This is a genomic window from Halorhodospira halochloris (assembly GCF_002356555.2).
GTDB classification, from domain to species: Bacteria; Pseudomonadota; Gammaproteobacteria; order Nitrococcales; family Halorhodospiraceae; genus Halorhodospira; species Halorhodospira halochloris.
This window is the reverse complement of record NZ_AP017372.2, coordinates 284248-306680: the sequence shown is the minus strand read 5'-3', so window position 1 is coordinate 306680 and position 22433 is coordinate 284248. Positions and strand designations below refer to the sequence as shown.

The 22433-nt window shown below is 60.2% G+C and carries 15 protein-coding genes; 5 read left to right on the top strand and 10 right to left on the bottom strand.

The genetic code is table 11. The features are described 5' to 3' along the window. Window positions 1–187: 187 nt before the first annotated feature. Both HH1059_RS01340 and HH1059_RS01335 read right to left on the bottom strand, forming a co-directional pair. Window positions 188–3640, bottom strand: coding sequence for an ATP-binding protein (locus tag HH1059_RS01340; RefSeq protein WP_096407439.1), 3453 nt, complete (start codon window positions 3638–3640; stop codon window positions 188–190). Beyond that, on the bottom strand, window positions 3637–4956 hold the full coding sequence (locus tag HH1059_RS01335) for a metallophosphoesterase family protein (RefSeq protein ID WP_096407437.1): 1320 nt from the start codon (window positions 4954–4956) through the stop codon (window positions 3637–3639). Before HH1059_RS01335 ends, HH1059_RS01340 begins: the two co-directional genes overlap by 4 nt. 83 nt (window positions 4957–5039) lie before the next feature. Between HH1059_RS01335 and HH1059_RS13880 the strand changes: the two genes are divergently transcribed. Then, entirely contained in the window at window positions 5040–7307 is a 2268-nt protein-coding gene (locus HH1059_RS13880; protein ID WP_096407434.1) for a UPF0149 family protein, read from the top strand. Between the two features lie 18 nt (window positions 7308–7325). Here the strand turns inward: HH1059_RS13880 and HH1059_RS01325 are convergent, their stop codons facing one another. The 3 genes from HH1059_RS01325 to HH1059_RS01315 form a co-directional block, all read right to left on the bottom strand. Further along, window positions 7326–9566 carry a heavy metal translocating P-type ATPase gene (locus HH1059_RS01325; RefSeq protein WP_096407432.1) on the bottom strand — a complete coding sequence of 747 codons (2241 nt, stop codon included), beginning with the start codon at window positions 9564–9566 and terminating at the stop codon, window positions 7326–7328. A 241-nt stretch (window positions 9567–9807) separates the two neighbouring features. Further along, window positions 9808–10020 (bottom strand): heavy-metal-associated domain-containing protein, encoded by a 213-nt coding sequence (locus HH1059_RS01320; RefSeq protein WP_096407429.1) that lies wholly within the window; start codon window positions 10018–10020, stop codon window positions 9808–9810. Beyond that, on the bottom strand, window positions 10007–10882 hold the full coding sequence (locus tag HH1059_RS01315) for an ion transporter (protein WP_096407427.1): 876 nt from the start codon (window positions 10880–10882) through the stop codon (window positions 10007–10009). Before HH1059_RS01315 ends, HH1059_RS01320 begins: the two co-directional genes overlap by 14 nt. A gap of 100 nt (window positions 10883–10982) precedes the next feature. Here HH1059_RS01315 and HH1059_RS01310 point away from each other — a divergent pair, with 100 nt between their 5' ends. After that, window positions 10983–11441, top strand: coding sequence for an Hsp20/alpha crystallin family protein (locus HH1059_RS01310; protein WP_096407424.1), 459 nt, complete (start codon window positions 10983–10985; stop codon window positions 11439–11441). Between the two features lie 115 nt (window positions 11442–11556). Here the strand turns inward: HH1059_RS01310 and HH1059_RS01305 are convergent, their stop codons facing one another. Continuing rightward, window positions 11557–12114, bottom strand: a complete 558-nt coding sequence (locus HH1059_RS01305; protein ID WP_231901982.1) for a universal stress protein — start codon at window positions 12112–12114, stop codon at window positions 11557–11559. A gap of 218 nt (window positions 12115–12332) precedes the next feature. Between HH1059_RS01305 and HH1059_RS01300 the strand changes: the two genes are divergently transcribed. From HH1059_RS01300 to HH1059_RS01290, 3 genes are read left to right on the top strand one after another with little or no spacing between them, the layout of a single operon-like run. After that, window positions 12333–14171, top strand: coding sequence for a carbon starvation CstA family protein (locus tag HH1059_RS01300; protein ID WP_096407422.1), 1839 nt, complete (start codon window positions 12333–12335; stop codon window positions 14169–14171). A gap of 1 nt (window position 14172) precedes the next feature. Beyond that, on the top strand, window positions 14173–14442 hold the full coding sequence (locus tag HH1059_RS01295; protein ID WP_096407419.1) for a cory-CC-star protein: 270 nt from the start codon (window positions 14173–14175) through the stop codon (window positions 14440–14442). Further along, window positions 14426–15421 (top strand): ArsA family ATPase, encoded by a 996-nt coding sequence (locus HH1059_RS01290; RefSeq protein WP_096407417.1) that lies wholly within the window; start codon window positions 14426–14428, stop codon window positions 15419–15421. Before HH1059_RS01295 ends, HH1059_RS01290 begins: the two co-directional genes overlap by 17 nt. A 216-nt stretch (window positions 15422–15637) precedes the next feature. Here HH1059_RS01290 and galU read toward each other — a convergent pair whose 3' ends face one another. From galU to dapA, 4 genes are all read right to left on the bottom strand, one after another. Next, a complete protein-coding gene (gene galU / locus HH1059_RS01285; protein ID WP_096407414.1) occupies window positions 15638–16543 on the bottom strand; it encodes a UTP--glucose-1-phosphate uridylyltransferase GalU in 906 nt (301 codons plus the stop codon). An 86-nt stretch (window positions 16544–16629) separates the two neighbouring features. Further along, entirely contained in the window at window positions 16630–20733 is a 4104-nt protein-coding gene (gene purL, locus HH1059_RS01280; protein WP_096410283.1) for a phosphoribosylformylglycinamidine synthase, read from the bottom strand. Window positions 20734–20842: 109 nt separating this feature from the next. Then, on the bottom strand, window positions 20843–21439 hold the full coding sequence (locus HH1059_RS01275; RefSeq protein WP_162549275.1) for an outer membrane protein assembly factor BamC: 597 nt from the start codon (window positions 21437–21439) through the stop codon (window positions 20843–20845). Between the two features lie 26 nt (window positions 21440–21465). After that, entirely contained in the window at window positions 21466–22353 is an 888-nt protein-coding gene (gene dapA, locus HH1059_RS01270; RefSeq protein WP_096407409.1) for a 4-hydroxy-tetrahydrodipicolinate synthase, read from the bottom strand. Window positions 22354–22433 lie beyond the last annotated feature (80 nt).

Genomic DNA, 22433 nt, shown 5'->3' with positions numbered 1-22433 from the left:
GATTCACGGCGTCCTCCACACCGGGGTAGCAAATGGCTCCGGGGGATTCGTAGAGGTCTTGGCGCCGGGATGGCGCCATGAAGCCTCCCGGGATAGATTCACGGCGTCCTCCACACCGGGGTAGCAAATGGCTCCGGGGGATTCGTAGAAGTTCCATTCAGAAATCCGCAGCGCCAGACCTGGCGCATTAAGCAGCTGCCAAACCGGCCTCCAACCACGCCACCACCCGCCTAATCTCATCAACTGAAGCAATCATCGCTGCATCCTGCACCACCTGACGCTCGCGCGCCTCGGCATCGAGAGGTGTAGCCGGATCGATATATCCTTCATCCTCCAACCACTGCGCCAGCTCATCGATCTTACTACTCTGGAAGCGCCGCACCTCGCCATTGCGCAGGGCCTCAATCAGCGCTTCGCCATCGCCGCTAAGGCCGTCACAGAGCTCAGCGACGCGGTCGATGAATGTCGCTGACACTGCCGCGGACCTCTCCAGAACCGTCCGATCGACCGGGGTGCCGCGACCATACCGCCAAGCATTTAGCCACAACCGCGCCACACTGCAGCGCCCGCGCAAGCGCTGGCGCTCTGTCTGGGCGGCGATCACCGCCGGGGCTGCGCTACTATCCAGCAACCCCTCGAACTGACCGAGCGTCATGGTCCGCCAATCCTCCAGCAGCCTATGCAGCAGCGGCAGATCATCACGCAATAGGTGGAAGATGTGCATCGAACCCGCCGGCGCCCGCGGCGCTATCGCCGGGACACCGATGCGCTGGGCGTAATCGTAAGCCGGCTCCTGCTCGCCAGGCGCTGGAACCGGGTCGCGTTCAGGCAAGGCAAAATCGACCTGGGCAGAGTCACTTGCAGCGCCAAAGCGAATCTGCGCCAGATCTATTACGTGCGGCAGCTCCCCGACCGCCCGCTGCCAGAGTGGCAGCTCATGGCGCCGGGCACTCAAATAAAAGACCTGCCTGCCCTCTTCCCGGGCCATCTGCCCGAGGGTGGCACCGATCAGCACAAAGCGCTCCTCATCGCTGGCAGTTAAGGCCTCATCGAGAAAGAGTGGCAGGCTCTCGCGATCCTGCTCGAGTTGGTCTGCCCAGGCCAGGCGCACCGCCAATAGTAGCTGCATCCGGGTACCTGTAGACAGCTCCCCCAGATCACGGTCGACTTGTTGACTGAGATCGCGGGCAAAAAAGGTAAAATCCTCACCCAAGCACAAGTCGTAGTTATGCCGCGTAAAACGGCGAAACCGATCGCGGGCATCACTTAGCACCTGCGGCTCATGGTGCTGGCGGTGCTCGCGCTCGACGTTATCCAAGAGCACCTGCGCCGCCTCGGCAAAAAGCCCCTCAGCAAAGCGCTCATGGAGCGCTGCTTGGCGGCTCTCGGTAGCAGCCATAGCCTGCTCCAGGCGCCAATCGCGGCCGGCGTCGTGGAGCCGGGTACGGATCGTGCTAGCTTGATCACGCAGCTTCTCGAGTTCGGCAGCCTCGTTTTCGGCCTGTTCAAGTTCGGCCTGCAAACCCTGCTCATCACCACTATCTACCCGGCTCAACAACTGTTCATCGCTCGCCAGCGCGCTGCGCCGTTCAGCCTCTACCGCCGCCGCCTCACGCAGCCGATCGCGCTGTTCGCGCCAGGCCGGGTGCTGCTCACAGCGCCGCGCCAACTCGTCGCGTTGATCTTCTTCTAGCCCGGCCTGTTCAAACAGCTGGCCGCGCTCACTAGCGAGCTCATCTAGCTCGCGCTCTAAGCGCTGCTGCTCGCTGTGGGCCTGATGATATTCACGCTCGGCGCTCTCGGCCCGGCGGCTGCGCTCGCGCAGTTCATGTAGGGCCGATTCGAGTTCAACCAGGCCGCCGGTTGCTGCACTGCATTCAACTCCACTCGCTGCTAAATGCTGCCGTACCCGAGCCAGCGACTTTTCCAGCGTCTTCTCTAAGCGGCGGCAATTCTCCTGTGCCGCGGCGCCTTCATCCCGAGCCCGATCGAGCTGCTCGCTGAGGCGGACGAATCGATCCAAGGCCGCGGCGGTAAGCTGCGGATCGAACCCCAGCCGGTGGCCAAGCTCGTGGCGCTCGGCTTCCAACTCCGCCAACTCCTTATCAACTTGTTGCAGGGCATTGCGCAACTCCGCCGCCCGCTCTGCATCAGCCTGGCGCCGCTGCAAATCGGCGCGGGCGGTTTCCAGCTCCTGCAAACGCTCGCGTACGGCATCGGCTCGCCAGCGCGACGGGGCTTGCAGTCCGGTTTCGCTAAAGCGCTGCTGCGCTGCGCGCCGGTCATCACTAGGAGCCAACCAGCCGGCAGCGGCAATGCCCAGGCCGGCTAAGACCGATCCACCCAGGGCAATCCAGTCCTCGACTTGGTAGGCGCCTACCCCGGCTGCGCCGCATCCTGCTAACGCCAGCGCCAGGACCGCATAGAGCAGCCGAGCGTCAAAGCCGCCCACAGCCAGCCAGACGCGCAGGGCGTGAGCTGCTTGCCAATATAGCTCGACATGGCTAGTAGCAAAGGTAGCGGCCGGCATACCCTCGAGCTTACCCTGCAGATCGGCTTGTTGCGCCTGGCAGCGCTGCAGACGCCGGGCCAGGCTTTCTGCCTCGTGTAAGGCTTGAGGGGAGATCAAGTTAGCCGATTCAGGGTTACTCTGCTCAGTATTAGCCGTACCGGCAAGTTCCGCCCGCGCCCGCTGCTCACTCGCCCGCGCCCGCTCCAATTGCCGCTGTTCCTGATCAAGCTGCTCCTGGGCACGGCGCGCCTCCTCAAGCTCATCACGGGCACTATCCAGCTCGACCGCCTGTGGCCGAGGAGTATCGCCGAACCCGGCCGCGGCCAACTGGTCACGCGCCTGCTCGCGACGCTCGCCTTGGCGTCTGAGTTCATGCTCAAGATTCAGACGCCGCTGCTCAAGCTTATTGAGGCGCTCCATCTCATCGCCGCGCAAGCGCTCCAGGCCAGTTGCGAAGTCGGCCAAAACCGCCTCGACCTGCTGACGCCGACGCCGTGCCTGAAGCAGTGCTAAGGCCTGGCGCAGCTGCTCGCTGCGCCCCGCCGCCCGCCGTGCGGCATCGATCTGCTCATCGAGCTCAGGCAGCTGCGCCTCCTGGCGGTACAAATCGGCATACTCGGCTTCGACGCGGCGCTGCTCGGCCTGAGCCTCGCGCAAGGCCTTTGCCTCCCGCACACCGTTTTGCTTGCCAACTCGGAACTGCTCTTCGTTACGCAACGCCACCAGGTCATAGCCGCCCGCTAGGCTGCGGCGCAGTTCGGCACCGAGGCGATCATCCCGCTCGTCAGCGACGAGCAGATCCTCCATGGTCAGCCAATAACAGCGCAGCACATCGCGCCGCGGCAGACGTGGAGAGTGGGCAGGGCGGCCATCGAGCTCCCAAACCTGCTGCTGACCGGTGCGCCTGACCGTCCACTGGCCATCACCGCTGAAGCTAGCCGCAACCGCAATGGCGAAGTGATCGTCAGGCCCCGGCTCGACCACCAAGGCCTGTAACGCCCTGATCAGGCTGCTCTTACCGCTGCCATTGGGGCCAGTGACAAGATTCAGCCCAGGGCCGAAGTCGGTAATAGCAAAACCGGGCTCAATGCCGGGCAGGGTTTGAATCTCCAGGCGCGTCAACCTCACTGCTCAGCCTCCTCCTGCGGCTGTTGAGCACGTAGCCGCTCTAGGATGCGCAGACCGGCCTGACGCAGCCACTCAGCAGCCTGTTCATCGTCGATCGTGGCCGGACTGATCTCCTGCCAGCGCGCCTCGCGTGCCCTCTCTTGCAGGCGCCTTCTCGCTTCGGCAATCAGCTGCTGGCGCTGCGGGTCATCCAGCGGCCGTTCGAGCAGCAACAATTGCCGTGCCAACAGCCCCGGCGGATCGCTATCCGCAGCCAACTCGGCGAGATCAATACTGGGGCGGGTCGCCAGCTGCACCCGCTCGATGAAGTAATGGGTGCCCGCCGCGCCGTTGAGCAGATGATCACGCGCTTCATCGCCGAAGAGGGCAACCGCCTCACTACCCAAATCGCTCTGGCCACCCAGGACTACCCGTAACCCAACCGCCTGAGGAGGGGCATCTTGCAGCTGCTGATCAAGATCGCGCGCCACCTCCAGCACGCGCTCGCGGGCCTGTTCGGCTGCCGTGATAGCAGACAGATCGACGCGTAGCTCTTCCCAGCGCAGCGCCGCCAACGGCCACTGCTCTATGCGGCCGATCTGGCCACCCTCTATGGTTATTAGCCAGGGGCCGTGCGCACCCGGCTCCCCCGGATCCGTCCCCACCGGTGAGCCCAAATAACCGCCCAAATAACCGCCAAGACCATCGCCCGAGTAAGCACTTTTATAGTCGTAGCTGCAGTCATCGGCGGCGTGGGTGTGACCCAATAACCAGCAATCGACTCCCGCCGCTACTAGCTCACCCTCTGCAACCGGAGCATAAGGGCTGGAGCTCTGGCCCCGATCACAGTGGAGAACGCCGATGTTAGGGCCTGCCCCCCGCTCCAGGCGCTGCCCGGCCAGTGGACTATAAGTAACCTGCGGCCGCGGGAAAGACCACCCCCAAAAGGTAACCCGTTCGCTCTTCACTTGCAGGGTCACCGACTCCCACTCGCCGGCGCGGCCGAGTAGTTCGATATTTTCTATCTGCCCGGCCAAACGCGGTAAAACGTGGACATCGTGATTGCCAACAACCGCATATACCTTTATCCCACCCGCGCTTAAGCGCTGTACACCTTGGTACAGTTCACGATAAGCCTCATAAAAATCGTTCTCATGCTCAACGACATCCCCTGCCAGAACCACCACATCGACTTCCGCCTCCAGGGCAGCATCAACCATCTTACTCCACACACCGGCCGGCCCGAGTTCGCGCGATGAGGACCGCAAGCTCTCCGGCAGACGCGAAGGACGCCGGCCCAGATGCAGGTCGGCACTGGCCAAGATCTTCACAGGCATAGTAGAGTCATCCGGGTGAGGCCTTTGCTATTCTCGGCGCGTAAGTTTTTAAACCATTTAAAGTAGCCCAAGAGAGCACTTGTATGAAAGATCACGAATATCCCCCGTACGAGGAGAGCATATCATTTCACAGTCAAATCAGACGACTGGTAGAAGACGATGATCTGCAAGATGAAGAGGTTCTTGATGGGCTGCTCTCGATCGTAACCTCTGACCTGCCCGCTGAGTTAGAGATACAAATTGATAGCCCGCGCCCAGAAAGCGTCGCTGAGTTATACGAAGCAATCGAGGATCACGGCCCCGAGATCCCCAAGAACCTATTCATAGATATGGCGTGGCGGCTTGCATCACGCCAAGAGGATATTTGGCAGCGCTTGGCCCTCTATTGGGCCCTGGACACGCTCTGGGAGTTACGTCACATTGTTCTGCTCTGCTTCCTGAGCCATGCTCAAGATCAGACCCTCAGCCCCTACGTCAGGGCACGGCTGCCGATCATCGCCCATTGGCTGCCAGACGAGGAATGTGCAGAGTTAGTCGCAGACATAATCGATGACGCCCCAACCGACGGTAGCTCGGCAAAACCGGTCTTTGAGCAACAAGCGAGTGTCGACGGTATCTATCTCTCAATACCTGAGGGCGGCGCCTTACAACATCTAGCGATCACGGGCCACAACGAGGGTGAGCACTTTCTCGGCTTAGTTGAGCTGGAGGTCGACAGCGGCTTCTACTCAGTGGAGACTCTTTGCGGCCTTGACCAGCGGCAGCTAAGCGAAGAACTGGAGCTTCTGCAGATCGACTCGCCACTCGGCGAAGCCACCCCAGATATTGCCATTGCCTTGCTTAACAACGCCCTCGCCAGTCAGCTCGAAAGCGAAGAACCACCGCCCGCCAGTTTGATTGATCTGGTAACCATCTTTGCCCTGCAAGGGCAAATCGCCCCTGAACCAATAAGCACTCGCCAATGGCTTGATATATTAGACCCCGATAACAAGCTCGAGTCACTAACCCCGCAAAAGCGTGGCCGGCTGATCAACCAGAGTGCAAAATGGGCTGAGCAGTTCCCGATTGTCGACACCTGGTTCGATGACAACCCAGAGAGCGCATCTATAATCGATGCCTACTCCAGCCCGAATAAGCGCGAGTTGGAGCTGCGCCGACACCTTGACGTTGATCGCCGTCCCTGGTGGGCAGAACATTGCTTTCGCTCGGCATTAGCCCTGCAACAGGGCTGGAACCAGGATACCTGGATGAGCTTTGCCGCCGTTGGCAAGGCGTTGCTGGATGGCCGCGAACTGCGCAAAATCCCGATCTTCGATAGCATCCTTAGCGCTACCCTGGAGGCCCATGAAAGAGGCTGCAGGTGCTCTGGATCTAGTAAGCTAGACGAAGATCTCGACGGCGATCCATTTAGTGACCCATCGCTGCGCCCGGAATCACTGCACATCCCTGACAAGCTACGCCAAAGCCTGGAGGGCTTTTACAACCGAGAACACGCCAAGGCCGTCTGGGATAGTGGCTTTATGGGTCTGCACGGCTACCTCTTCGCCATAGCCACCCATCCGGAACCCATCTCCCCCAGCGAGTGGCTCGGCCCACTGCTCAATCCGGACGACCAAAGCCAAGCTGGTGTGGCGGCGAATAAAGCAGAGTTTAGCGAGATCATCGGCAACCTACTGCAACTTTATAACGTCATCAACTCGCAAGTTTTTGAAGGCGTTGCTGAATTGCCCGAAGGGTGCACTCTCAAGAGTGAGCCAATGGATAACTTTCATCCTGATGCCCCGGTGAGCCAGTGGGCACGCGGGTTCAGGACCGCCCGCAGATGTTTTGGCCACTTGCTCGATTGGCTGGACGAGGCGCGAGAGGATATGCCTCAAAACAGCCAAGAGAGAGAGAATTGGGAGATGGAAGTAGCCGAAGTGTGTGGCTTTTCGACGATGGCACTGGAGATCTTCGCCGATCGCCAAAAGGCCGAGCGGGTCTGCCGCGGTGCCCAGGAGGATAATGAAAAGACCACCATCGAGAATATGGCCAAGTTCGCCCACACTACTTTCTATGAAAGTTTTAGCGATATCGCCATCTTTGCCGGCACGCTCCGCCGCGATATAGATAGCGATGATGATGAGCAAGGATCAATGGGGATGCCGGCTGGGACGGCCGCTAACGCTTCTGAGAAGGGTGAGCCACGGCTCGATCAAATACCATTCTCAACCCCCTCAACGCAGCCGCCGCAGCAACCGGGGCCACAACAGCCGGCGCGCAGTAACAAGGTCGGCCGGAACGAACCGTGTCCATGCGGCAGCGGCAAAAAATACAAGCGCTGTTGTGGCGACCCCCGTAATAGCCACTAGAAAGCCACTAGTGGCCCACTAGCGGACCAGCTCCACGCGGCGCAGGCGCAGGCTGTTAGAGACCACCAGCAGGCTTGACAGGCTCATTGCCGCCGCCGCCATCATCGGCGATAGCAGTACTCCCCACAGCGGGTAGAGCACCCCCGCGGCTACTGGCATCAGGGTTATGTTGTAGACAAATGCCCAAAAGAGATTTTGCCTGATGGTGCGAAAAGTCCGTCGCGCCAAGCTGAGGCCCCGCGCCATGCTCCTCGGGTCGCCGGCCATGATCACCACATCGCCGGCCTCAATGGCCACATCGGTGCCTGTCCCTACAGCTACTCCGACATCCGCCCGGGCCAGGGCGGGGGCATCATTGATACCGTCACCGACAAACGCCACCCGCAGCCCCTTACTTTGCATTTCGCCAATAACCGCCTCTTTATCAGCCGGCAGCACATCGGCCTTGACTTCAGTGATGCCGATCTGGCGCGCCACCGCATCAGCAGTCTCACGATCGTCACCGGTCAACATCACGGTGCGCAGCCCCATGCTGTGCAGCGCATTTATGGCAGGCTTCGAGCCCTCTTTGATCGGATCGGCAACCGCGAGCAAGGCAGCCACTCGGCCACCTATGGCGACAAACAGCGGCGTCCGACCCTGCTTGGCGAGTTCTGCAGCGCGCTCATGCAAACCGCGCGGCACCATTATCTGGAGCTGGTTGAGAAAGCGGCGCGCTCCGACCACAATCTCTTCACCATCGACCTTACCCTGTACCCCGTAGCCCGGGACAGCTGCAAAGTCTGCTACTTCGGCAACGCCAAGATTGCGGGCGTGGGCAGCGGCAACTATGGCCTCAGCCAGAGGGTGCTCGCTGCGCCCCTCCACCGCCGCTGCCTGAACCAGTACATCATCGGCCATAAAGCCATCCGCCGGCTCAATATCGGTCAACACCGGCCGCCCCACGGTCAACGTCCCGGTCTTATCCATGACCACGACGTTTACCCCGGCAGAGGCCTGGAAGGCCGCCCCGCGCCGAAACAGGATCCCCTGCTCGGCACCACGCCCAGTGCCGACCATTATCGCCATCGGCGTAGCCAGCCCCATGGCACAAGGGCAGGCAATAAGCAGCACTGCCGCTGCCACCACTAACGCATGGTCGATGCCGAAACCGAGCAGCGACCAACTCAGCGCTGCCCCAATCGCCAAGGCTATGGCCGCCCAAACCACCCAGCCGGCAACGCGATCGACGAGTGATTGGATGGGGGGCTTGGAGGCCTGCGCCCCCTCGACCATGCGCACGATCTGGCCGAGCACTGTGTCTGCGCCCACACGCGAGGCGGCAAAGGTGAACGAGCCGCTGCGATTGACAGTACCGCCGACCACCTCATCGCCAACCCCCCGCGCTACCGGCACCGGTTCACCGGTTACCATCGACTCATCGATATAGCTTGAGCCCTCGATAATCCGGCCATCCACCGGGAGCCGTTCACCCGGGCGCACCACGACTTGATCGCCTGGCTCTAACCGCTTGACCTCAACCTCTTCTTCGCGGCCCTGGCGGATCACTCGCGCGCTTGGCACCTGTAGCTCGAGCAGGCGGCGTATCGCCTGAGATGCCTGGCCCCTGCTCTTGAGTTCAAAGTAACGACCAACCAAGACCAGGGTAATGATCACCCCCACCGCCTCGAAGTAGACACCGCGGGCTTGCTCGGGAAAGAGCTCTGGCCATAGCAAGACCGTGGTTGAGTAGAGCCAGGCGGCGCTGGTGCCGAGCATTACCAGCGAGTTCATCTCCGGGTGGAGACGCAATAGGGCTGGTGCGCCCCGAGCAAAGAATCTTCTGCCAGCCCAGAGCAATACCGGCGTCACCAATAGCCACTCAACCCACAGCCAGGACCTCTCCGCCAGAACTTGTTGCATGGCAGAGTCTAGTCCGGGCAGCAGCATCGGCCCCATGGCCACGGCTACCAAAGGTATGGTCAGCGCCACTGCCAGCCATAAATCGCGCCACAAAGAGCCCAGCTCCCGAGCTGAATCAGGCATGGAGCGCTCTTGATCGCGCCGGACTGTGGCTTTAAAGCCGCCCTTGGATATCGCCTCGATTATCTGCTCACTGTCGACCTGGGCCGGATCGAAGCTGATCGTGGCCCGCTCGGTAGGCAGACTAACCGAAGCCGAATGGACGCCCGGCAGGCGGGTAGCCATGCGCTCAACCCGTGCCACACAGGATGCGCAGGTCATCCCCTCTATAACCAATTCTAGGCTCTGTTCAGCCATTCACCCCACCTCGGCCGGAATGTCTAGGCCTGTTGTTTCCCATATATAGAGCATCTGATTACTCTAGTTACTCTAGTTACTCTGGTTAATCTGGGGCGCCTCTAACCCCCCCGAGCCTAGCTGCCCCGGTGTGGAGAACGCCGTGAATCCTCCCCTGGAGGCTTCATGGCGCCATCCCTGACGCCATGACCTCCACACCGGGGCAGCTAGGCCCAGGGTGGGAGTTTATTAGATGTCCCTTCTAATCGTCCGTAACCATGCCCGCGAATCCAATCTCCTCCAAGCGCTGCGCCACCAGTGCCGGATCAGGGCGTCCCTTGACCTGCGCCTGTTGCGCCTCGGCACTTACCTCTATCACCTGTTCAACCCCCGGCAAGGTCTCCAATACCTCACGCACTGAGGCCTCGCAGTGGCTACAACTCATGCCTTCAATACGGATCTTAACCGCTTCCATCTCGCTCTCCGTTATTACTCAACCTGCGCTCCAGGCGATCTATCTTAGCGTTCATCTCTTTAATTTGATGTAACATCTCTTCCCGCTCAGTATGCGCCTTGCCCTCTGATTCCATACGCTTCTCTTCTTCCTCTTCCCAGTGCAGCGACTGCATACTGTTTACGATAATACCTATGAATAGGTTGAGAACGGTAAAGGCAGATACCAGGATAAATGTTACAAAATAGAACCAAGCCCCGGCATACTGCTCCATTACCGGCCTAGCTATCGCCTCCGACCAGCTCTCCAGGGTCATTACCTGGAATAGGGTATACATACTCAAACCAACGGTCCCGAAAAATTCTGGGAAACTCTCGCCATAGAGCTCCGTGCCCATAACCGCAAATACATAGTAGACCAGCAGAAGCAGCACACCGATCCAACCGATACCGGGCAAGGCGCGCAGCAGTGACTCAACTATTATGCGCAACCGGCCAACCTGCGAGATCAAGCGCAGCAGGCGCAGGATGCGTAAGGCACGCAACACGGAATATGCCCCGCCATCAGGCACCAGAGCTATCGCCACCACAAAGAAATCAAACAAATTCCACGGGCCGCGGAAGAAACGCGGACCCCAGGCCACTATACGCAGGGCCACTTCGACCACAAAGACGCCAATAATAACCTGGTTGATAAGCGGTATTAGGCCACCGGCCCAGGCCTTGATGTCATCCGAGGTAACTAGGCCAAGAGTGACACCATTTATGCAGATAAGAACGATGATAGTGTTCTGGAACCAGGGCGTTTCCACCAACCACTGAATACGCCCGCGCAGCCCGGCAGAATAGTTGTGCTGAGAGTTATTATCACCACTTGAAAACACGAAAACTAGCCTCCAACTATGAAGTTAGGAGCAGGGCAAGTTCAGCTGATCTGCTCCGCTCCTAATAACGCACAGTATACCTATTCGGGAGGTAATACCTATGGCTATGATGCGTTATGATCCTCTTAATACCTTACGCCAATTACAAACCGACCTGGACCGGATCTTTAGTGCAGGCAGCCAGGGCATGCTTGGAACCCCATCGGAGAATGGCGAGTCTGCCTCTAACTGGATGCCCGCCGTAGATATCGCTGAAGACGACAAGGCGTACCACGTCCACGTCGACCTGCCTGGGGTTGACGCTGAGAACATCGATGTTGCCATGGACAACGGTATGCTGACCATCAAAGGGTACCGCGAAGATAATAAATCCGAGGATGGGCCCAACTGGAAGAGGGTTGAGCGAGTCCGCGGGACCTTCTTCCGCCGCTTCACTCTGCCGGAGAATGTCGATGCGGACAACATCCAGGCGCGGTGCCGCAACGGCGTGCTTGAGGTAGCCGTACCCAAGCGCGAGGAGCAACCCGGTAAGCGGATCAAGGTTGAGCAGGCAAGCTGACTAATCTCAAGCCGTGCCTTTGCTTCTCCTCTGTATAAATCTTCACATAACCCCCTCTGCCAGGCTGCGCATAAACTGCGCAGCCTTTTTGCTGCCGGCAACATCCAGCCTCCTGCTAGCGTCGATAGGGTACTACCACTACCGGACAAGGGGCATGCTGAAGAATCTGATGGCTTACCGAACCGAGCAGCAGCCCGGCGAAACCGCCATGCCCGCGGCTACCAACAACCAATAGCTGCGCATCGGCGCCGATCTGGTCGAGCAATGTACCTACTACTCCGTGATCCTTGGCATGCAAAACATGCTTGTCGATCGCCACATCGTCAGCTGCGGAGAGTGATTCTATGGCCCGATCAACGATGCCATGCGCCTCCGCCTCGAGCTCTGATGCCGGCTGAGCTACGAGCACCCCTAGTTCCGAATCGAGGTAGCGCCGGTCAATGACATAGACTGCCCGCACCCCGGTTGAACGCAGGCGTGCTTCATCGACCGCCCATTCCAGAGCCCTTTGCGAGCCCTCTGAGCCATCCAACCCTACTACTATTTCGCTCATGCTGCCTCCAAGTATGTAACTGTGGGTGGCCTCTAAAACTTCGCCGGCGCCACCATCCGCCCCGGTGTGGAGGCCTTGGCGCCAGGGATGGCGCCATGAAGGCTCCAGGGATGGATTCACGGCGTCCTCCACACCGGGGCGGATGGTGGCGCCGGCGAAGTTTTAGAGGTTCCCTGTGTGGCAAGAAAACTCTCCACCAGACATGACAACGATTCCCCGACAAGCTAGCATCTAGCGCGATGCTAGCATTTCGCCCCCGTAAACCACGCTGTAGGTTGTCGGGGTAGCGAGGCGATAGCAGTCATCCAGTCACGAAAACATATTAAGGAGTAAGGCTCATGAGCGCCATCTGGTTGGCCATGGCTGCACTAGCCCTATACATCTTCGGCTGGTTGTGGTACTCACGCTACCTTGCCAACCACATCTATCGACTCGATCCGAATTTTATCACCCCGGCGCACCGTTACCGCGATGGTGTTGACTTTGTGCCCACCAATAAGTGGATCTTATGGGGGCACCACTTCACCTCTGTCGCCGGTGCTGCCCCGATAATCGGCCCCGCCATTGCTATTTACTGGGGCTGGGGACCGGCTCTAGCCTGGGTTGCCCTGGGCACGGTCTTCGCCGCCGGGGTCCATGATTTCGGCGCCCTAGTGCTCTCCAACCGCCACCGTGGCCAATCAATCGGCACCATGGCCAACCGCATAATCGGCAGACGCGCCAAGATATTATTTTTATTTATAATACTCATATTGATTTTGATGGTGAATGCGGTTTTTGCCTGGGCCATTGCCAATCTCTTTATCAATAACCCCTCTGCAGTCCTCCCAGTAATACTCCAGATCCCGGTTGCAATCTGGATCGGCTACAAGGTTCTGCGCCGTGGCGGCAATTTGCTACTGCCATCCATAATAGCGCTAGCGCTTATGTATGGCACTGCGGTAGTTACGACTTACGTCGAATGGCTACAAATCGATTTGGTCAGATGGTTCGGCGGCGAAGGCGCGAGTACCTTTGTCTTCGGTCTTGAGGCAACTCCGGCGAGCTTCCTGATCTGGATCCTGGCACTGCTCGGTTATGTCTATGTCGCCAGCACCTTGCCGGTCTGGAAGCTGCTCCAGCCCCGCGATTATATTAACGCGCAGCAATTGATCGTCGGCTTAGCTATCCTCTATCTCGGCTTGCTGCTGACCCAGCCGCAGGTCACCGCACCGATTTATAACAACGCCGCCGAGACCTCATGGTTCCCGCTGCTCTTTATCACCATCGCCTGCGGGGCAATCTCCGGGTTCCACGGCCTTGTCGCCTCCGGGACCTCTTCCAAACAGCTTGATCGGGAGCCTGACGCCCGCACTGTCGGCTACCTAGGAGCCCTGGGCGAAGGGATCCTGGCGCTCATCGCGATCATTGCGGTTGCTACGGTCTTCGCCAGCCAAAGCGAATTTCTCGACAGCTACTCAAGCTTCGCTAAGGCCGGTGATGTCGGCATCGGCAACTTTGTCGAGGGCGCCTCTGTCCTGGCCTCCGGTGTTGGCATCCCGAGCGAGATCGCAGCAACTATCGTGGCCTTGATTATAGTCTGCTTTGCCGCTACCACCCTTGATTCAGCTGTGCGCTTGCTGCGCTATATAATCGGTGAGTTGGGCAACGAGTATCGGGTCCATCATCTTACCCGGCGTCACATCGGCACCTCGCTGGCTATAGGCATGACCGCCCTGCTCGCCCTTGTCCCCGATGGCGGCCAAGGGGTCGGCTCCGGAGGCTATCTGCTCTGGCCACTATTCGGTACATCTAATCAGCTCCTTGCTGGGATAACCCTCATGCTCATCTCGCTCTGGCTCTTCCGCCAGGGTCGCAACCCCCTACCTACATTGGTACCGATGATCTTTCTGTTAGCCATGACGATCTGGGCTCTAACCCAGCAATTAGTCCTCGACTGGTCCGGGGTCGGTGAGGCTGATGCCCAGTGGCTGCTATTCGCACTCGGCGCCATAATCCTCGGCTTTGCGGTATGGATACTTCTCGAGGCAATCCGCCTGTTCTACCATCGCGAAGAGCTCGAAGCGCTGCGCGACCCAGCCGATGAGACAGCCGAGGAGACAAACGATAGTGCCGAGAATGGACGACCAACCGGTAAGGGACAGCAAACCGAGCAAACCGATAAGGGAGAGTCATAATATGGCTCAGAAACTACGCGAGCGACTTGCCGCCTTTGCCTCAGGCTATGACCGTATGCTGCGCCTTGGCCACGAGGCCGAGGTGCGGCGCGAGCTTGCCGAGCGTGAGGATCTGATCATGCTTATGCTCTTTAGCGAAACCATGGGGCTGCCCAACCCTGCTAGCTACTACACCCTTGAGCTCTACCCGGCACTGATCGAGTCCTACCATCAGTGGCACAAGCGCATGGGCATGGAGCACTCACCGCTAGACCATGTGCGCTGCTGCTAACCTCAACACCCCTTTGCTCTTTTTCTCTGGTAAGGGCGGGGTCGGCAAGACTACCCTTGCCGCCGCCCACGCCCTGGCCCGGGCCAATCTGGGCAAGAGGGTGCTGCTGATCTCTACTGACCCGGCCCACAACCTGGGCGACACCTTTGACCGCGAACTGGATGGCACGGCGCGTGCGGTAGCACCCGGGGTGGACGCCTTGGAGATAGATCCGGATGCCGAGTGCCGCAGCTACATAGCCAGGGTCAAGGAGAATATCCGCGCCACTGTCCGCTCCAGCCTGCTCGCCGAAGCCGAGCGCCATATCGATTTAGCGGCCGGTTCTCCGGGTGCCTACGAGGCGGCGCTGTTTGATCGCATGGTGGCGATCATCTTGGACGAGGCACAACTTGGTGAGGAGCGCGGTTATGATCAGGTGGTCTTCGATACTGCCCCCACCGGCCATACCATCCGCCTGCTCAACCTGCCCGAGCTTATGGGCGCCTGGATAGACGGGCTGTTGCGCCAGCGCCACGAGCACAATAGGGAGCGTTCGCAGTGGCTAGGAGAGAATGAGCCGCCCCAAGATCCGCTCTATGAGCTGCTCCATGAAAGGCGGCGGCGTATCGCCGTGGTTCGCGACATGCTCCTTGACCACGAGCAGAGCTCTTTTGTCTTTGTCCTAACTCCCGAACACTTGCCTGTTAGGGAGACCCAGCGGGCGGTCGCCGAGCTCGCCGAACACCGCTTGCCGGTCAGTGCCCTAGCGATCAATAAGGTGCTCCCGGGAGTTGCTAAGGGAGCTGCTAAGGAACCTGTTGGGCAACCAGGCCCGGACGACTTCCTTGGCCAGCGGCGGGCGGCGCAGGGGCGCCATCTGGAGACCATAGAGCGTTTATTCGCAGATTTACCACGCAGCTTCATCGAGCTGCAGAGTACCGATGTCCACTCTCTGGAGGCACTGCGCCGGGTCGCAGCGCAGTGGCAGCAAGGGGACTAGTCGCCAGGAACGTATTGCCGCCGGGCAATATCCTCCTCAAGGTAGCCTCCAAAGCCCCACCCTGGAGCCACTCAACTTCCCCGGTGTGGAGGACGCCGCGAATCCATCCCTGGAGGCTTCATGGCGCCATCCCTGGCGCCAAGACCTCCACACCGGGGAAGGTTGAGTGGCTCCGGGGTGCGGCTTTGGATCTCCCCTAAAGGCTAGTAACGGCCATCAACCGCGCGAACGCTCATCGAGCAGTTCGCGCAGATAAGCCTCAAAGGCCGGACCGAGGCTCGGGTGCTGGAGACCGTATGCCGCTCCCGCCTTAAGATAGCCGAGCTTATCGCCGCAGTCGTAACGCCGACCGCTATACTCATACGCATAGACCGGCCGCTCTTGCATCATCGCCACTATGGCATCGGTTAGCTGGATTTCCCCGCGCTTATCGGGCTGAGTCTGTTCAAGATACTCGAAGATGTCGCGCTCAAGGATATAGCGGCCAACAACAGCGAGATTCGATGGCGCTTCATTGGGTTCAGGCTTCTCGACCATACCCTTGACCGCCGTTATACCTGAGGCGATAGACTCACCTTCAACCACGCCGTACTTATCGGTCTCTTGATGCGGCACCCTTTCTACGCCGAGCACCGAACCGCCATACTCCTCGACCACAGCGGCCATCTGGGCCAAAACTGGGAGTTGGTCGGCTGTATCGATCAAATCGTCAGCAAGGATCACCCCGAATGGCTCACGCCGACCCACCGCCGCCCTTGCCGATGCCACCGCGTGGCCTAGACCGAGGGCCCTGCCCTGGCGGATATAGATACAGCTTAACCCCGGCGGCACGGTGTTTTTTACCGTGTCGAGCAGTTCATACTTGCCCTTGGCTTCGAGCTCATGCTCAAGCTCAGTGGCCGTATCGAAATGATCGCCGATCGCCCGTTTGGTCCGCCCGGTAACAAAGACCAGGTATTCGGCGCCGGCTGCGGCGGCTTCATCTACCGCATACTGGATCAGCGGGCGATCGACAATCGGCAGCATCTCTTTCGGGCTTGCCTTGGTCGCCGGCAGGAACCGGGTACCGAGGCCAGCGACGGGGAAGACTACAGTTCGAATGGGCTTGTTAGGAGTAGACATTGGCAGCCTCCGTACACTTGTCCCTGCCGTAATACGTATGGACTTAGCAATCGACCTTCAAGGTTACAGAAAAGTTAACCAAGCCGTCACCCGATCCAGCGCCGGGCATTGCGGAACATCCGCAGCCACGGCCCGTCACCCTCCCATTCTGGCGGCCGCCATGAGAACTGCACGGCGCGAAATACCCGCTCGGGGTGCGGCATCAGAATGGTCGCCCGGCCATCAGTGCTGGTAAATCCGGTCAACCCACCCAGCGAACCGTTAGGATTGGCCGGGTAGGTCTGGGCAACATGGCCCCAACCATCCACGTAGCGCATTACCGGCAGCGCCGCGGCACTCTCTGCGCTGCCGAAATCGACCTGCCCCTCACCGTGAGCGACTGCAATCGGCAACCGCGAACCGGCCATGCCGGCCAACATTATCGAGGGTGATTCCATAATCTCGACCATGGCCAAGCGCGCCTCGAATTGCTCCGAGCGGTTGCGGACGAAGCGCGGCCAAGCAGCAGCCCCAGGGATCAGCTCGCGCAGGTGAGCGAGCATTTGACAGCCATTACAGACGCCCAAGGTGAAGGTTTCGCTCCGCTCGAAGAAGGCTTGAAAGGCCTCACGTGCCTGTTCATTGAACAGGATACTCTTCGCCCAGCCGCCCCCGGCCCCGAGCACATCGCCGTATGAGAACCCGCCGCAGGCGGCCAGGCCATAGTAGCTGCGCAGATCGTCACGGGCGCTGAGGATATCGCTCATATGCACGTCTACCGCTTCAAAACCGGCGGCAGTAAAGGCTGCAGCCATCTCAACATGGCCATTGACACCCTGCTCGCGCAGGATCGCTACCCGCGGTCGGGCACCGCCCACCACCGCTGGTGCGGCAACATCCTCCTGCGCATCGAAGCTAAGCTGGCAACCTGTAAGGCCGGGATCAGCGCTGTCTGGAATACTCGCCCAAGCCTCCGCGGCGCACTGCGGCTCATCGCGCAGTTGCTGCATCTCGAAACTGGTCCGGGCCCAGAGTTGCTGCAGCTCGCGACGCGGGCGCTCGAGCAGGGTCTGCTGGCCCCAGCGCACGACTATCTGATCATCTGCGCGCACGGCGCCAATCTCGTTTACCCGCAGGTCCTCTGGGGCCTGTTCAGCGCAGCGTTGCTGGAATAGCTCGGCATCGCTGCGCCGCATCTGCACTACCCAGCCTGGTTCCTCGCTAAATGCCGCGGCCAGGCCCGGCTCATCCATAATACTGCCGCGATCGCCAGCTGCCGCCGACCCTGTCAGCGCCGTGTCCAACTCGGCGAGATCGACATCAACCCCGCAGCATCCGGCGAAGGCCATCTCACAGAGGGTCACCAGCAGCCCACCGTCGGAGCGATCGTGTAGCGCCAACACGCGCCGCTCATCCAGCAGCTGCTGAATGGCATCGAAGGCCCAGCGCAACGCCTCGGGCTGATCCAGATCGGCCGGCTGCGCTCCGATTTGATTGTAGACCTGGGCCAGTGCTGAGCCGCCCAAGCGATTGCGCCCCGCGCTTAGGTCTATCGCCAGGAGCACCGTATCCTCTGCTTGGCGATCAAGCTGAGGGGTGACGCTAGCGCGGACATCCGTAACCGGCGCGAATGCGGAGACGACCAGCGAGACCGGCGCGACCACCGCGTGACTGCCCTGCTCATCGCGCCAAACCGTGCGCATCGACAGCGAATCCTTGCCCACCGGTATGGCTATACCCAGTTGCGGGGCGAGATCCCGCCCCACCGCAGCGACGGTATCGTAGAGCGCCGCATCTTCGCCCTCATGCCCGCAGGCAGCCATCCAGTTGGCCGACAGATTGACCTCGCGCAGCCGCCCTACCGGGGCAGCGGCCAAATTAGTCAGCGCCTCGGCTACCGCCAGCCGCCCTGAGGCGGGGGCATCGAGCAGCGCCACCAACGGCCGCTCGCCCATTGCCATCGCCTCGCCGGCGTAGCCGACATGATCAGATGTGGTCACCGCGCAGTCGGCTACCGGCACCTGCCACGGCCCAACCATCTGATCCCGAGCCACTAGACCAGTGATCGTCCGATCGCCGATGGTTATGAGAAATTCCTTGCTCGCTACCGCCGGCAGGCAGAGGATGCGCTCTAGCGCCGCTGCAACGCTTACTCCAGAGAGTTGCAGTGGCTTAGCGCGGGCAGGGAGCCGGCGAACATCGCGCAGCATCTTCGGCGGCTTACCGAGCAACAGCTCCAGGGGCAGATCCACCGGTGTATTGGCGAACCTGCTATCACTGACCTTAAGTTGCCGTGCGGCGGTCGTAACGCCGACAACTGCATATGGGCAGCGCTCGCGCGCGCACATTCGCTCGAGCTCTGCCAAGCGCTCGCCGGCCACGGCCAGGACGTAGCGCTCCTGAGACTCGTTACACCAGATCTCCAGCGGCGACATGCCCGGGTCGGCGAGCGGCACCGTGCGCAACTCGATCTCACCGCCCCTGTCGGCGTCGTCGATGATCTCGGGAATGGCGTTGGATAGACCACCGGCCCCGACATCGTGGATAGAGAGCAGCGGATTCTCATCCCCCCGGGCTGTGCAGGCGTCGAGAACCCCCTGAGCCCGGCGCTGCATCTCTGGATTGGCCCGCTGCACCGAGGCCAGATCGAGCTGCTCAGCGCTACTGCCGCTGGCCACCGAAGAGGCAGCGCCACCGCCGAGCCCGATCAGCAGCGCCGGTCCGCCGAGCACGACTATCGGGGTACCTGCCGGCAGTTCCTGCTTATGGACATGGTCAGTACGGATATTGCCCATGCCTCCAGCAATCATAATCGGCTTGTGGTAACCACGCAGCAGGTTAATCGCCTCATCTTCAGCACTGCCCTCGTGCTGCTGCCCCGCCACCGTCGGCGCCCGACTATCAGGCTGTGGCTCGGCAATCTCCAGAGTACGGAAGTAACCCGCCAGCGCGGGGCGACCCAGTTCATTGTTATAGCCGGCAGCGCCTAATGGGCCCTGGGTCATAATCGACAACGGCGAGGCGATCCGCTGCGGACGCCGCTGCCGACCTTCCCAAGGCTGCTCAAAGCCGGGGATGCACAGGTTGGCAACGGAGAATCCGGTCAAGCCGGCCTTGGATCGCCCGCCCCGGCCTGTCGCCGCTTCGTCCCGAATCTCACCACCGGCTCCGGTGGCAGCCCCAGCAAACGGCTCTATGGCGGTCGGATGGTTGTGAGTCTCCACCTTCATCACCAGGTGCGCTGCCTCGGCGCTACGCCGATAGACCTGATCGCTATCAACAAACAGCTGAGTTGACGGCTGCCCGGCCACCACCGCGGCATTATCGCTATAGGCAGACAGAACCCCGGCGCTGCGCGCAGCGTAGCTACAGCGGATCATCTCAAACAGGCTCAGTTCCTGCTCCTGTCCATCGATTACCCAATCGGCATTAAAAATCTTGTGCCGGCAATGCTCGGAGTTGGCCTGGGCGAACATCATCAACTCAACATCGGTTGGGTTACGGCCCAGTTGCGCGTAGCTGTGCTCTAGGTAGTCGATCTCATCGACAGCTAGGGCCAAGCCTAAATCGCGATCAGCCTCCTCCAGTGCTGGACGTCCGCGCTCAAGTAGATCAACCACTTGCAAAGGAGCCGGGGTGCGCTCAGCAAACAGGGCGGCGACATCGGCGTCCTCGCGCATCGCCACCTCGGTGAGCGGATCGTGGAGTTGTGCGAGTATTTGCGCCCAGCCATCTGCGCCCACGTCCTCGCGCAGCGTCAGCTTGTAACGGGTGCCGAGCTCTATGCGCTCGACCTTGGCCAGGCCGCAGTTGTGGGCGATATCACTAGCCTTGCTCGACCAGGGCGATACTGTCCCCGGACGTGGCACAACTAAGACGCAAGACTCGTGATCTTCGCCGCTCTCACCATCCGCTCCGTCCGGGCTCGGCGCAGCGCCGCGCTGGCTATCTGGTTGCTGGCCCGGCGCGCTGCTGTGGCGGTCCTGCTCGAGCCCCGCCGAGCTGGCATACTCAGCACCGTAGTCGAGCAGACCCTCCAGCAGCTTGCGCTCAGCGCCATCAAGCGGCTCGCTCACGGCTACAAAGTGCAGCTGCTGGGCATCTATCTCCAGCACCGGCAGGTCTTGGTTGAGCAGTTGATCACGCAGCTTGATTAGACGGAACGGCGAACTGGCTCTTTTACCAGGTATGGTGAGAATATTGTCAGACATATCAGGCAATTTTCGGACACTTCCGGATCAAATTAGCCCACCTTATGGGCTGCTGAGGAGCAGTCATGGTCTGCGCCACGGCCGCATTTACTTGGTTGGATAGACCGGATCAGTGCAACTCCCGGTCGATAAGGGTGAGCAAGCGCTCAGATACCTCGCGCGGGGCCGGCTGGCCTTGGCGATCTTTTACCCGGAGCGCCACCCCGGATGCCCGCTGCTCGAGCTCTATCGTATAGCGCTGCGGGCTCGTCTCGACCCGCTCGGCTCCGCCAAAGACGCGCGCAAAAAAGCCGGGCTGCTCAACTTCCTCTTCGCTGCTGGGGGCGTAGCGTATCTCATAGCGCAGATCATCGCGCTCACGCTCTAGAATCGTGAAGTCGAGCCTATTCAACGCCTGGCCGGTATCCACCCAAGCCTGGTTGAGCGCCATATCCACGCGCAGTTCCAGCGCATCGCCGTCAGCCTGCACTCGGGTAGGGATAGTCTGCTCAACATCTACCGGCAAATCAGGCCGATCCTCTTCCTCTGCTGAGCGGGGCCGGCGTTCGGCTACCTCAACGTCACGTTCGGGCTCATCGATAAGGCTTGGTGGAATCACCAAATTATCGGGATACTCAGCCTCTTCACGAGTCATGGGCTCCTTGCCGCAGGCGACCAGCAAGCTCAGTCCTAAACCGGCTGCAACCACAGGTAACAGGCGCAACATCTTAAAACATACCTCAGAGTTAACAGTCACAGCAGTCCGGCCTGCTCCATTGCCCTCAGCACCCGCTGCTGATTATCCGCGGTCAGTCTAGTCATCGGCAGCCGCATCCCGGCACCGGCTAGACCGAGATGCTCCACCGCCCATTTTACCGGGATAGGATTGGACTCACTAAACATGGCTTGGTGCAAATCGCTGAGCTTGTCATTGATCTGCTCCGCCCTCTCATCATCGCCACTCAGGGCTGCCTCACAAAGCTCGTGCATTTGCCGGGGAGCAATGTTGGCGCTGACCGATATAACCCCCTTACCACCGGCGCGCATTATACCCAGGGCGTTAAAATCATCGCCGGAGAAGACATCCAGCCGGTCACCGCACAGTTCAACCACCTCGCGCGCCCGCTCGACAGTTCCTTGGGCCTCTTTAAGGCCGACTATATTGTCAATATCGGCGAGTCTGGCCACTGTTTGCGGTAGCATGTCGCAGCCAGTGCGCCCGGGCACGTTATAGAGGATTTGCGGTATCGGCACGGCATCCGCTACCGCCTTAAAGTGGTCATACAGGCCTTGCTGGGTTGGCTTATTGTAGTAGGGAACTACCAATAAGGCGCCGTCGCAGCCACTCTCCTGGGCACTGCGGGTAAGCTCTATGGCCTCCCAGGTGGAGTTGGCTCCGGTACCGCCGATTACCGGGATCCGCCCCGCAGCAGCTTCAACCACTATCCTGATGACATTCTCATGCTCTTGATAGTCGAGGGTCGCCGATTCGCCTGTGGTCCCCACAGCCACTATCGCGTCCGTGCCGTTGTCGACATGGTAGTCGACTAAACGCCTCAAGGCCTGGTCATCGACGGCGTCGCGAATACCATCCTGTGCCTGCATTGGGGTGACCATCGCCACCATGCTGCCGCGGAACATCAAGCACCTCCATCAAAATATGCGGGTTCAAGGGAATAAGGGCCTACTTATGGTACCTAGCGGCAGGGTAACCGCCAAGC

What these genes read in the sequence shown, in the direction of transcription:
- HH1059_RS01335 (WP_096407437.1), bottom strand. Translation starts at nt 4,956, where the DNA reads ATGCCTGTGAAGATCTTGGCCAGTGCCGACCTGCATCTGGGCCGGCGT.
- HH1059_RS13880 (WP_096407434.1), top strand. Translation starts at nt 5,040, where the DNA reads ATGAAAGATCACGAATATCCCCCGTACGAGGAGAGCATATCATTTCAC.
- HH1059_RS01325 (WP_096407432.1), bottom strand. Translation starts at nt 9,566, where the DNA reads ATGGCTGAACAGAGCCTAGAATTGGTTATAGAGGGGATGACCTGCGCA.
- HH1059_RS01320 (WP_096407429.1), bottom strand. Translation starts at nt 10,020, where the DNA reads ATGGAAGCGGTTAAGATCCGTATTGAAGGCATGAGTTGTAGCCACTGC.
- HH1059_RS01310 (WP_096407424.1), top strand. Translation starts at nt 10,983, where the DNA reads ATGGCTATGATGCGTTATGATCCTCTTAATACCTTACGCCAATTACAA.
- HH1059_RS01300 (WP_096407422.1), top strand. Translation starts at nt 12,333, where the DNA reads ATGAGCGCCATCTGGTTGGCCATGGCTGCACTAGCCCTATACATCTTC.
- HH1059_RS01295 (WP_096407419.1), top strand. Translation starts at nt 14,173, where the DNA reads ATGGCTCAGAAACTACGCGAGCGACTTGCCGCCTTTGCCTCAGGCTAT.
- HH1059_RS01290 (WP_096407417.1), top strand. Translation starts at nt 14,426, where the DNA reads ATGTGCGCTGCTGCTAACCTCAACACCCCTTTGCTCTTTTTCTCTGGT.
- galU (WP_096407414.1), bottom strand. Translation starts at nt 16,543, where the DNA reads ATGTCTACTCCTAACAAGCCCATTCGAACTGTAGTCTTCCCCGTCGCT.
- purL (WP_096410283.1), bottom strand. Translation starts at nt 20,733, where the DNA reads ATGTCTGACAATATTCTCACCATACCTGGTAAAAGAGCCAGTTCGCCG.
- HH1059_RS01275 (WP_162549275.1), bottom strand. Translation starts at nt 21,439, where the DNA reads ATGTTGCGCCTGTTACCTGTGGTTGCAGCCGGTTTAGGACTGAGCTTG.
- dapA (WP_096407409.1), bottom strand. Translation starts at nt 22,353, where the DNA reads ATGTTCCGCGGCAGCATGGTGGCGATGGTCACCCCAATGCAGGCACAG.